This window comes from Nocardia sp. CC201C, from assembly GCF_030010695.1.
Lineage (GTDB): Bacteria > Actinomycetota > Actinomycetes > Mycobacteriales > Mycobacteriaceae > Nocardia > Nocardia otitidiscaviarum.
This window is the reverse complement of sequence record NZ_JASCXP010000237.1, coordinates 1-11,684: the sequence shown is the minus strand read 5'-3', so window position 1 is coordinate 11,684 and position 11,684 is coordinate 1. Positions and strand designations below refer to the sequence as shown.

The window sequence follows — 11,684 nt, the reverse complement described above, 5'->3', positions numbered from 1 at the left end:
GCGGCAGTGCCGCGACCGCGATCACCGCCTCCACCACCGGCAGCGCCCACGCCGCCAGCGGCACCCAACGCAGGCCGATCCCGAACTCGTGCACTGCTTTTCGCGTACCGGCCAGGTCGGCGAACTTCCCCCACGCCGACAGCCCGAACACCGTTGCGAGCAGCAGCCGTGACACCCACACCCCGTAGTCGACCACCATCACCGCACCATGACATACCCGCCGCCTCGGGGCAGCCGGAATCCCGCGATCGTTGCCGCGCAAGGGAATCGATGGCGCTATCGGTCCGTCGCGGGGCGGGTGCGCGCGGCCAGGGCCACGGCGGCGAAGGTGACGACGCAGCCCAGCACCGCGAGACCGGAGAGGCCGGGGCCGGTGGGGACCGCGACGTCGAGGACCAGGGACATGAGCAGCTGTCCGGCCACCGAGGTGAGGCCGAGCAGGAGCACGCCGATCCAGCGCACCACCAGCACGGCCAGCGCGATGAAGGCGACGCCGATCACGCCGCCGACGTAGAGCCACGGCTCGGTGGGAAACCCGGCGGGCCAACCCGTTCCGGCCAGCAGCACCGCTTCGACGAGGACCAGTCCGGCGGTGCCGGTCAGGAAATTCGCGAGTGTCGCCGTCGGCGGTCCGCCCACCGCACCGACCCGACCGTTCACCGCCTGCTGCCACGCCACGCCGAAACCCGCCAGCAGCGGCAGCGCTATCAACAGCAGATGCGGGCCGCCGCGCAGGGATTCCGGCACCGACAGCGCGCCGTCGCTGCCGCCGTCGCGCCCCGCCACCGACAGCAGTACCGCGGCCAACGCCAGTCCCGCGCCCCCGGCCCGCATTGCGGTCACCGGCGTCCGCCCGGCGGGGCCGATACCGAAGCGGTCCACCGCCAGGCTGCTCACCAACTGCCCCGCCACCACGGCCACCGTGAAGGCCGTGACCCCGATGGCGGCCACCGTGAGCCCCTGGCAGGCGACGAAGAACGCCCCGCACAGACCGCCCAGCAACTGCCACCACCGCAGCCCGCCGCTCACCAGCGCCCGCCGCACCTCCCCGACCCCCGCCCGCAGCCGACCGCTCACCGCGAACGCCACCCCGAGCACCACCAGCCCGGTCCCGAAACTGATCACCGCGGCGGCGACCCCATCCCCCAACCGCTCCCCCAACTCCCCATTGATCCGCGCCTGCCCCGCCACCGCCGCGCCGATACAACCCCCGAACACCAACCCGATCCGCCGCCGCATCGCCATTCGCCCGATTGTGCCCGTCCGGCCCGAGACCGCTCACCCGGCCACCGCCCCAGGGCCGAATCGCCGAGACTCCGACCGCAGCCGAGAGCTGAATTCCAGTGTCCGACAGTGGAACAGCCCATCCCGACGATGTCGCGTTCGTCGCGTTCGGTGTCTACAGTTGCCCGGTGAGCGAAGCTGATTCGACCGAGATTCATGACGCCGCGACCTGGAATGCGCTATCGGATGCATGGAACTCCTGGGGGCGGCTCGATGACGACGTGATCGGGCATCTGATAAATCCCGCGTTCCTGGGCGGGCCGCGCTGGCCCGCACTGCGCCAGGCGCATGCCATCGCCCGGCGCGAGGATGCGCTGTTGGTGGCCAGCAGCGGACTCGCCGACCCCACGACCTGGGACGATGCCGAACCGACGAATGGCTACGAGGTCGAGGTATTCGGCATCTCACCCGACCTGCCCACCAGCAGCGGCACCATGGCCGTGGCGAAATCCTGGCTCGGGCAGATGGTGATGACCGTGTCGAATGTGGTGGCGCAGTACGGGTTCCAGGTGCCGCAGATGCTGGAGCGCTATGGCGTCATCACCACCGAACTCTCCGATGCGCAACTGCCCGACGAGGCGGCGGATACCTACCTCGACGACAACGGGGCCATTGTCGTCATGCTCGGTCTGGTGGACCGGGAGGTACCCACCGGGGTCGCCGGGCCACTGTCCCCGATTCGGCTGGTCAATGTGAAACTTCTGACCGCAGCCGAGGGCCGGTTCTGTGTCGACAACCGGATGGGCGACGACGAGGCTCGGCGGGAACTGGCCCGGCGCTTCGCGGCGCAGGGCCAAACCCTCTGGTCGAGCCTGAGCCGTCCCTCAGTGATCTGATCCGCGCGGGGGGAGCCAGGCGGGGACGAGTAGCGCGGTGACAAGGATCGGGACACCGAGCAGGGCGACGGTGGGCGGGATCGGGAGCCGGCTGGAGGCCAGGGCCACGAAGCCGAAGACGGCCAGCGAGAAGACCTCCTCCAGCAGGCCCGAGACCGAGGTCACCGTCGCTCGGGCCGGACCCTCGATGGCGTCCTGGAGGCGAGCGGCCGCCACCACGCCCGCGTTGTAGACGATGCCGTACGCGATGCCGATGGCGGTGAAACCCGCGATGGTCAGCGGGTATACGGCCTCGGGTCGGTGCGCGGCCGCACCCGGCAGCAGCGCGCCGCCGATGAACAGGACACCCCCGACCGCCAAGGCGGTGGCCATGGTGCGGGCACGCATGGCCTCGGTGCGACCCGCGAGGGTGGAACCGAGGAGAGCGCCGGTCACCGTGAGGCCGACCAGTAGCGCCGTGGCCCACGGGGGTACGCCCGCATCGTCGGCGAGCAGGGCGAAGTACTCGTCGAACGCGGTCATGCCGTAGAGCAGCGCGCCCAGGAACAGCGCGTGACGCACCGGCCGGATCCGCACCGCCTCGCCTAGACCGGCGCGGAGCATGAATACGTAGCGGCCGAGGACCGATCCGGGTGCGGCCGAGAGCTTCCCGGCATCGGAGTTTCCGGCCGTCCCGGCAGTGGATTCCGCGACCGTCCCGGCAGTGGAGTCCCCGGCCGTCCCGGCAGTGGAGTCCCCGGCCGTCCCGGCCACGGACTGCATGCGGTGGTGCGGCGCGCTGCCGGAGTCGCCGGCGTGCGGGTGCGGTGGGGCGGGTTCGTCCGCGTCCGCCAACTCCTGGGCCGCCTCGGTGGTGACGGTTCTCGGGGCGGCGGGGAGGGTGAGGGCCAGGACGGTGTGCACGGCCGCGATGGCGACGCTGGCCCAGCCGACCAGGGCGTAGCCGCCCCAGGCGTAGAGCGGGGCGGCGGCCAGGATGCCCAGCAGGGCGGCGGCCTCGGAGGCGGCGCGGGTGTAGCCCATGATGCGGGCGTAGTCGGCGGTCTCGCCGCGGGCGGCGAGTTCGTCGTAGACGAGGGCCTCGAAGGTTCCCGACTGCAGCGCGCCCGCGGTGCCCCACAGCACGAAGCCCAGGGCGAAGCCGAGATACGAGGGGAACAGCGTCCACGTGCCGAAACCGGCCACCAGCAGCACACCGCCGACGAGCAGCAGACCCCGGCGCGACACCGTGTCCGCCCACGCGCCCGAGGGCACCTCCAGCAGGAAGGCGGTCGCCGACCAGATGGCCAGCAGCCCGGAGATCTGCGCGGTGGACAGCCCGTGATCAGCGAAGATCAGGGCGTAGAGCGCATAGAGCGGAATGAGATCGGCGGAGCCGCGGAACAACACCGCGCGCACCGCGAGTCCGGAACCCGGGCCACCGGTACGCGCTGAGCCGACAACTCAACAGGCATAGACGAGCAAACGCATGCGCTCAGCGTTGCCCGCCACCCACGCCTTCGTCAAGCGGATTATCGACCGGAACCCAGCCGTTGCCGGGCTCCACGCCCGCGCCCACCAACCCGCTGCGTTCGTTCAGGTCATTGATGAGTTCGGCGACCGGCTGCGAATCGCTGTAGTGATACCCCTGCGCCAACGCGAAACCGAGCTCGGTCAGCACCGCCGCCTGATATTCGGTCTCCACACCCTCGGCGATCACCTGGAGATCCAGCGACTTGCTCAGCGCCGCGATCACGCCCAGCAGCGGCGGCGCGGGCGAATCGGAGCGAATGGCGGCCACGAAGGACTGGTCCACCTTGAGAATGTCGCTGGGCAGCGTGGCCAGGCGGCTCAGCGACGAATAGCCGGTGCCGAAATCGTCGATGGCGATCCGCACGCCGCGATCGCGCAAGGCGTGCAGATTCGCGATGGCCGTCTCGGATTCGGCGGCCAATTCGCTCTCGGTCACCTCGAGCACCAATTGCTCGGCGGGCCAACCGGTATCGGCGAGAATGCCCGACACTCGCTCCGCGTACTCGCCCTGCGCCAATTCCAGACCGCTCACATTCACGTTCAGCGTGAGATCCAGCTGTGCGAAGGTCTCCTGCAACCGTGCCGCGTCCGCGCACGCCCGGCGCAGCACCAGCTCGTCCAGATCGGAGATGAGGTCGTACTCCTCCGCCACCCGGATCAGGCCCTCGGTGGTGACCTCCGGCTGCGCATGCGACGACCAGCGCAGCAGCGCTTCCACGCCAACGGCTTTCGCGCCGCCCTCGCCCAGGGTGACGATCGGCTGGTACTGCACGTCCAGCGCGCCGCGGTCGATGGCCTCGCGCAGCTCCACCGCCAGCGGCAGCTGCCGCGACGACTCCAGCACCGTGCGATTGCGGCCCGCCTGCTTGGCCCGGTACAGGCCCACATCCGCGCGGCTCACCAGCAGCGACCCGGATTCGCCCGGCTGCCAGGAGGTGACGCCCGCCGAACAGCCGGTGGTCACCGCCGCGCGCAGCTGCTCGGTGAGCAGGATCGCGGCCTGCTCGGTGGTGTTCGGCAGCAGCAGCGCGAACGCGTCACCGCCGTAGCGGGCCAACCGCTGATCGGGGGCCAGCAGCTTGGACCAGGTGTCACCCACGCGTTGCAGCACGGCGTCGCCGGCGCGATGCCCGAGATGGTCGTTGATCTTCTGGAAGCGGTCGAGATCCACCAGCACCAGCGCCAGCCCCTGACCGGTCCGACCCGCCTGCGCGATGGCCACATTCAGGGCGCGGTCGAATCCGCGCCGATTCAGCAGACCCGTCAGCACATCGATATCCGCGTCGGCGGCCATGCGGGTGAGAATGCCGACCACAATGCCGATACCCACCGTGATTCCGGCCGGAATGAAACCCGACCACCACGGCAATCCGCGCGAGGGCACCACCCACAGACAGCACAGCACCGCGAAGGTCAGATGCGCGGCCAGCCAGCGCCAGCTGAAGAATATGGCGGCATCGCAGGCGACGAAGACATAGAACGCCGCCAAGGTGATCGCGCCGACGGTATTCGGAAACCAGTGCACCGCAATGGTCACCAACACCGTCGCCACACCCACATACACGTGATGCGCGGAATGCGGCATCCGCGGACCCCAGATGAGCAGACTGATTCCGAGCAGCAGCGCCATGAACGCCGCACTGCCCACCAGCGGCCGATTGCCCTCATCACCGGGAGCGATGGCAGTGATCATCAGACCCAGGACCCCGCCCATGACGTAGAACGCCCCGGTGGTCCGAGCCATGACCATCGCTGTCGCCAGCGCCGATGCGGTCCGCACCCGCGTTCGGGTATCGCCGCGAGACCCGATTCCTCGCACGATGCATAGCCTAGACACACTCGTGACCTGTAGTAGACACAACCGGCCGAATCGACACGCGGATGCGCGAACCGGTGGTTACCGTGCGGGTTCGGCGAATCAGCGCGACGGCGTCAGCACCTCGGTTCCGACGAACGGGACCAGCGCGGCGGGAACCCGAACCGAACCATCGGCCTGCTGATGATTCTCCAGAATCGCGACGATCCAGCGCGTGGTCGCCAGGGTGCCGTTCAACGTGGCGGCGATCTGCGGCTTGTTGTTCTCGTCGCGATAACGCACATTCAGCCGCCGCGCCTGGAACGTGGTGCAATTCGAGGTCGAGGTGAGTTCGCGATACGTACCCTGGCTCGGCACCCACGCCTCGCAGTCGTATTTACGCGCGGCCGAGCTGCCCAGATCACCGGCCGCCACATCGATCACACGATACGGCACCTCGATGGCGGCCAGCATGTCCTGCTCCCACGCCAGCAGCCGCTTGTGCTCGGCGTCCGCGTCCTCCGGCTTGGCGTAGACGAACATCTCCACCTTGTCGAACTGGTGCACGCGGATGATGCCGCGGGTGTCCTTGCCGTAGCTGCCCGCCTCCCGGCGGAAGCACGACGACCATCCCGCGTAGCGCTTCGGGCCCGCGCTCAGATCCAGGATCTCGCCCTGGTGGTACCCGGCGAGCGGCACCTCCGAGGTGCCGACCAGGTACAGGTCGTCCTCCTCGAGGTGGTAGACCTCGGCGGCGTGCTGGCCCAGGAAACCGGTGCCAGCCATGACCTCCGGGCGCACCAGCACCGGCGGGATCATCATGCTGAAACCGTTGGCGGTGGCTCGCTGCGCGGCCAGCTGGAGCAGGCCGAGCTGCAACAGGGCACCGTAGCCGGTGAGGAAGTAGAAGCGCGCGCCCGACACCTTCGCGCCGCGCTCCATGTCGATCAGGCCCAGCGCCTCGCCGAGTGCCAGGTGGTCTTTCACCTCGAAATCGAACTCGCGCGGGGTGCCGATGGTGTCGAGCACGAGGTAATCGTCCTCGCCGCCCGCGGGCGCGCCCTCCTGCACCACATTCGACAGTGCCCGCTGCGCGGCGTCGAGTTCGGCGTCGGCGGCGTGCTCGGCCGCCTCCGCCTCCTTCACCTTCGCCGAGAGCTCCTGCCCGTGCGCCAGCAGCGCGGGACGCTCGTCCGGAGACGCCTTGCCGACCTTCTTGCCCAGCGCCTTCTGCTCGGCGCGCAGACCGTCCGCGGCGGCGACTGCGGCACGCCGGGCCGCGTCGGCCGCCAGCAGGGCATCCACCAGGGCCGGGTCCTCACCGCGCGCCCGCTGCGAGGCGCGGACGACATCGGGATTCTCCCGCAGGAATCGAAGGTCGATCATAGGTAGAGCGTAAAGGGCGGGGTCCACCTGATGCTGCGCCGCCTCCCCGGGACTTCGGCGCACGGCGTAGTGCCGTCGACCGTCGTGCACGCGTGCCGCCGGTCGGGTGCCGAACCGATTTCGGGCGTACCCGGGGAGTTACCCCGAACCTTGCGAAATCAGGTGTCGGGTTTGCCGGTGTCTCGCATAGTTGGGTGCACACGATCTGTCGGTGCTGCGTCAGCGAGGAGTCACCCATGCCCGAATCCGTGCAGGACACTGTGGATTTCATCGTTGTTGGAGCCGGGTCGGCGGGGGCCGCGGTGGCGGCGCGCTCGAGTGAGCGGGCCGGGGCCAGGGTGGTGGTGTTGGAGGCGGGGTCGGCCGACAAGGACAAGTTCATTCGGATTCCGGCCGGATTCTCCAAGCTGTTCCAGGGGGCCAACGACTGGAACTACCACACCGAGCCGCAGGCCGCGCTCGGCGGGCGGCGGGTCTACTGGCCGCGCGGCAAGATGCTCGGCGGCTCCTCCGCCATGAACGCCATGATGTGGGTGCGCGGGTTCGCCGCCGACTACGACGACTGGGCGCGCGCGGCCGGGCCCACCTGGTCGTTCCAGGAGGTGCTGCCGTACTTCCGGCGCATGGAGCGCGTGGAGGGCGCGAGCGGCGACGAGGAGGGCGGCGACGGGCCGCTGCACATCTCCAGGCAGCGCAGCCCGCGCCCGCTCACCCGCGACTTCCTGGTGGCCGCGACCGAGGCGGGGTACGCCGTCGAGCGAGCCAATGCCGCTGTGCCACAAGGGTTCTCCGAAACCATGGTGACGCAGAAGCGGGGCGCGCGGTGGAGCACCGCCGACGCCTACCTGCGGCCCGCGCTGCGGCGGCGGCGCGGCCTCGAGGTACGCACCGACGCACACGTCACCCGCATCCTGTTCGAGAATGAGCGGCCGTCGGCGTCGAATACCGGCGCGACGGGCAGACGCATCGGCTGCACGCGCGGCGTGAGGTGATCCTGAGCGGCGGCGCGATCAACACCCCGCAGCTGCTCATGCTGTCGGGAGTGGGCGATCGGGAACAGCTGTCCGGCTTGGGGATTCCGGTGGTGCACCACAGCCCCGAAGTGGGACGGAATCTGCGGGACCATCTGGTCGCGCCCATCGTCTACCGCACCCGCGCGGGGAGTCTGTTCACCGCCGAACGCATTCCGGAGCTGGTGAACTATCTGCTGCGGCGGCGCGGGATGCTCACCTCCAATGTGGGCGAGGCGTACGGCTTCGTGCGCAGCCGCGACGAACTCGAGCTGCCCGACCTGGAACTCATCTTCGGTCCCGCCCCCTATGTCGGGGAGGGCCTGCTCGATCCCGTCGGGCACGCCATCACCCTCGGCGCGATCCTGCTGCGGCCCGCCAGCAGCGGAACCATCACCCTCGACTCCGCCGACCCGTTCACCGCGCCCCGTATCGACCCCCGCTACTGCACCGACCCCGAGGGGCTCGACCGCGCCGCCCTGCTCGCCGGACTGCGCACGTGCGTCGACCTCGCGCACATGCCCGCGCTGAAACAGCACATCGGGGACCTCATGCAACCCGACGTCCCCGCCGACACCCCCACCGACGAGATCCTGCGCCGCTGCCTCGAGGACCACTCCCACACCCTCTATCACCCGGTCGGCACCTGCCGCATGAGCGCCGACGACACCGGCGTCGTCGACCACGAACTCCGCGTCCGCGGCCTCCAGGGCCTCCGCATCGCCGACACCTCCGTCATGCCGATCATCATCCGCGGCCACACCCACGCCCCAGCGGTCCTCATCGGCGAGAAAGCGGCCGACCTGATCACGCGATAGCGCACCCTGTCGGTAGCGCGCGGTGCGCAGTAGGAATCCGGCGTGGCGACCGACCTCAGGGCGCGGGCACCCGAGTGCCTGAAATCGGGCTCGGCTTTCGCGCAGAGGTTCGCCGATCGCGCATCTCGGAAAAGGCACCCTGCTCGCACCTCACCACACGTGACAACTGATCTCGCATGGTCCGGATAACTCCCCGGGTACGCCCGAAATCGGCTCGGCACCCCGGCCGCCGGCACGCGTACACGACAGCCAACGGCACCTCAGCCGCGCGCCGAAGTCCCGGAGAGGCGGCACAGCACAGCACAGCACGTGGCGAAGGGTGGGCCGGCGCTGCCATGATGGAGCGCGATGCCCGCATACGTGCCCCCGGAACCCAAGCGGCCCGCGCCGCCCGTGCGCAGGAAGCCGAGCGCCCGCGACAAGGTGCTCGGTCCGATGCGCGCTGTCGTCGACCGGGGACCGCTGTCCGCGCCGACGCTGCGGTGGGGGCTGCTGGCGGTCGCGGTCGGGGCGATGGTGGCCGCGCTGGTGACGCTGTTCGTCAGCGGATTCGACCACGGGAAGGTGGAGGCGCACAGCCCGTCCGGACCGCAGCCGACCGGGGCGGTGGCGGGCGCGGCCTTCGGGACCGCCAAGACCGGCGACTGCCTGACCTGGAGCAAGGCCGACGCCAGCGACCTGCAGAAAGTGGATTGCGCCAGCAAGCACCTGTTCGAGGTGACGGCGGACATCGACCTGAGCAAGTACCCGGGACGCGAATTCGGGGCCGGATCCCGCTTCCCGGATTCGCTGCGCTTCACCGAACTGCGCGACGAGCACTGCGTCAGCGCCGCGCAGCGCTATCTCGGCGGCAAGTTCGATCCGCGCGGCAAGTTCGTCGTCGGCCTGATCAATCCCGGCGAACCGGGCTGGACGGCGGGTGAACGCACCCTGCGCTGTGGGCTGCAGGTCGCGTCGAGCACGGGCTCGGCCGCGTACGCCACCGCCGGCAGCATCCGGGAACGCGATCAGTCCAAGGTCTACGAGGTCGGCGCCTGCGTCGGCATCAACCGGAATCTGCCCACCGACCAGGTGGACTGCACCCAGCCGCACGCCTTCGAGATCGTCTCCACCGTCGACCTCGGCGCCCACTTCACCGACGGACCCCCCGCCGCGGAGGATCAGGACAAGTACATGGAGGAGCGATGCGCCACCGACTCCACCGCGTACCTCGGCTCCCCCGAAGCGCTGCGCAACAAGACCCTCACGCTGTTCTGGGACTTCCTCGACACACGCAGCTGGCTGGCCGGCAGCCGCAGCCTGAACTGCATGCTCGGCAAGGGCTCGGATCAGGGTTTCGCGGCCATCACCGGTTCGGCGCGCGGCGACATCCTCATCGACGGACAGGCCCCCGTGCCGCCGCCGAACAACGGCCGTTACACCCCGCCGCCGCTGCCCGGCGCGGCCCCGCCGAACCTGCCGCCACCGCGGTGATCGGGTAGCGCATGCCGGTGACCATGTCCGACGATCGTTTCGAGGAGCTCGTCGGCGACGCCCTCGACCTGATTCCGCCCGAACTGGCCAAGGCCATCGACAATGTGGTGATTCTCATCGAACCCCGCAGCGCCGAGGATCCGCATCTGCTCGGGCTGTACCACGGGATAGCCCTCACCGATCGGGACTTCAGCCACTACGGCGGCGCATTGCCGGACACCATCACCATCTACCGCGAGGCCATCCTGGACATGTGCCACACCGACGAAGAGGTGGTGGAGGAGGTGGCGATCACAGTGATTCACGAGATAGCGCACTATTTCGGGATTGACGACGACCGCCTTCATCAGCTGGGATGGGGCTGACGCCGTAGGTGTGCTCCAGATTTGCTGGAACCGATAGCGCCCGCGGTGCGTCCAATCTCTCGTAGGGGGCCGTCGGGTCTCCGGGGGCAGCTGGCGGAAGGAGCGCTCGAGCATGGTTGGCCACGTCCTGGTGCAGCCGGAGGTCGTCCTCGCGGCAGCCGCCGAACTCGATCTGCTGGCCGAGCGGCTGGCGGCGGTCGCCACGGCGGCCGGACCGACCACCCACGTCCTACCGTCCGGCACCGAAGAGGTGTCGCTGCTCGCGGCCGGACACTTCAACCACGCCGCGCTGAGCCATGACCGCGCGATCGCGCAGGGTGTGCTGGAACTGCACCACGCCGCCGCGACGCTACGCGCGCAACTGGCCCAGTACCTCGCGCAGGACGCCATCCGCGCGGTCGGCATAGCCTCGATACCCGTGTAGGGGGACCGATGACGCTGGGTATCACCGGAGTGTTCTGGCTGCCGCGCATGGCCGAGGTCAACTCGGTCACGCTCAACGCGGGCGCGCACGCCATCCCGATCGCCGCCGCCTCCACCTCGTGGAGCGCCATCACCGCCGCCTGGGTGGACGCCACCACCACCGTGGCCCGCGTGATGGCCGAGATCGGCGTCGGATTGCAGGGCATCAACGGACTCAATGTGCTGGGACGGCTCGGCGGATTCACGGTGTGGGCCGAACAGCAGGGCGTGATGGCCGCGACCCTGGCCGCCAAGACCGCCGCCAACGCCACCGCGTACACCGTGGCGTCCATCGCCATGCCGAGCCTGCCGGAGATCGCGGCCGTGGAGGCGGCGCGGATCGCCGCCCACTCCACCGGCGGCGCGCTCAACGGCAGCGCGCAGGCCGCCGAGGCCGCCAAGCTGGCCCTGGACATCCGGGCCGCGCTGGTCATGGAGACCTACGAGGCCGCCACCACCGCCATCGTCACCACGCCCGGTGAATTCCTGATGCCGCCGCCCATCGCCATGGGCGCGGGGTCGGCCGACCCGGCCGCCGCCGCGCAGTCGTTCGGCGACAGCGGCAATCCGGTGCAGACCGCACTGGCCGCGGCGGCCGCGCTCGCCAACAACCCCGGGGTGATGAGCGCGGTCTCGCAGGCCGCGCAGTTCGCCGGGAGCGTGGCGACCACCGGCGTGAGCACGGCGGGCAATGTGGCGGGTACGGCGATCTCCGCCGTGGGCACCGCGATGCAGGCCGGGAA

11 protein-coding genes and 1 pseudogene are annotated in these 11,684 nt (G+C 69.9%); 7 read left to right on the top strand and 5 right to left on the bottom strand.

Features of this window, described 5'->3' with window-relative positions:
* Together QK444_RS22770 and QK444_RS22765 are read right to left on the bottom strand one after the other, a co-directional pair.
* Positions 1–199, bottom strand: a 199-nt coding sequence (locus tag QK444_RS22770) for a MauE/DoxX family redox-associated membrane protein (protein WP_282783482.1), incomplete at its 3' end; no start/stop codon positions are given.
* A 77-nt stretch (positions 200–276) separates the two neighbouring features.
* Entirely contained in the window at positions 277–1,245 is a 969-nt protein-coding gene (locus QK444_RS22765; protein ID WP_282783479.1) for a DMT family transporter, read from the bottom strand.
* A gap of 167 nt (positions 1,246–1,412) precedes the next feature.
* Between QK444_RS22765 and QK444_RS22760 the strand changes: the two genes are divergently transcribed.
* The gene (locus QK444_RS22760; protein WP_282783477.1) at positions 1,413–2,120 is read left to right on the top strand and encodes a hypothetical protein; all 708 of its coding nucleotides are present in this window, start codon (positions 1,413–1,415) and stop codon (positions 2,118–2,120) included.
* Here QK444_RS22760 and QK444_RS22755 read toward each other — a convergent pair.
* The 3 genes from QK444_RS22755 to serS all read right to left on the bottom strand — a co-directional run bounded on the left by QK444_RS22755 (position 2,109) and on the right by serS (position 6,813).
* Positions 2,109–3,518: an MFS transporter gene (locus tag QK444_RS22755; protein WP_349239538.1), complete on the bottom strand. Its 1,410-nt coding sequence runs from the start codon at positions 3,516–3,518 to the stop codon at positions 2,109–2,111. The two genes, QK444_RS22760 and QK444_RS22755, sit on opposite strands and share 12 nt — an antisense overlap.
* 76 nt (positions 3,519–3,594) lie before the next feature.
* Complete coding sequence (locus QK444_RS22750) at positions 3,595–5,376, bottom strand: bifunctional diguanylate cyclase/phosphodiesterase (RefSeq protein ID WP_282783475.1); 1,782 nt, start codon at positions 5,374–5,376, stop codon at positions 3,595–3,597.
* A gap of 174 nt (positions 5,377–5,550) precedes the next feature.
* Positions 5,551–6,813 (bottom strand): serine--tRNA ligase, encoded by a 1,263-nt coding sequence (gene serS, locus QK444_RS22745; protein WP_282783473.1) that lies wholly within the window; start codon positions 6,811–6,813, stop codon positions 5,551–5,553.
* Between the two features lie 236 nt (positions 6,814–7,049).
* On the opposite strand from serS, the pseudogene QK444_RS36505 reads away from it, so the two are divergent.
* The 6 genes and pseudogenes from QK444_RS36505 to QK444_RS22720 form a co-directional block, all read left to right on the top strand.
* Positions 7,050–7,885, top strand: a pseudogene (locus QK444_RS36505) (GMC family oxidoreductase N-terminal domain-containing protein); the annotation flags it as partial.
* A gap of 150 nt (positions 7,886–8,035) precedes the next feature.
* Entirely contained in the window at positions 8,036–8,641 is a 606-nt protein-coding gene (locus QK444_RS36500) for a GMC oxidoreductase (RefSeq protein ID WP_349239539.1), read from the top strand.
* Positions 8,642–9,076: 435 nt separating this feature from the next.
* Complete coding sequence (locus tag QK444_RS22735) at positions 9,077–10,114, top strand: septum formation family protein (protein ID WP_282783484.1); 1,038 nt, start codon at positions 9,077–9,079, stop codon at positions 10,112–10,114.
* An 11-nt stretch (positions 10,115–10,125) separates the two neighbouring features.
* Complete coding sequence (locus tag QK444_RS22730; protein WP_282783471.1) at positions 10,126–10,479, top strand: metallopeptidase family protein; 354 nt, start codon at positions 10,126–10,128, stop codon at positions 10,477–10,479.
* 112 nt (positions 10,480–10,591) lie between these two features.
* Positions 10,592–10,903 (top strand): PE family protein, encoded by a 312-nt coding sequence (locus QK444_RS22725; RefSeq protein ID WP_029930465.1) that lies wholly within the window; start codon positions 10,592–10,594, stop codon positions 10,901–10,903.
* 8 nt (positions 10,904–10,911) lie between these two features.
* Positions 10,912–11,684 (top strand): PPE domain-containing protein (locus tag QK444_RS22720; protein WP_282783468.1); only part of this gene is annotated, 773 nt, incomplete at its 3' end.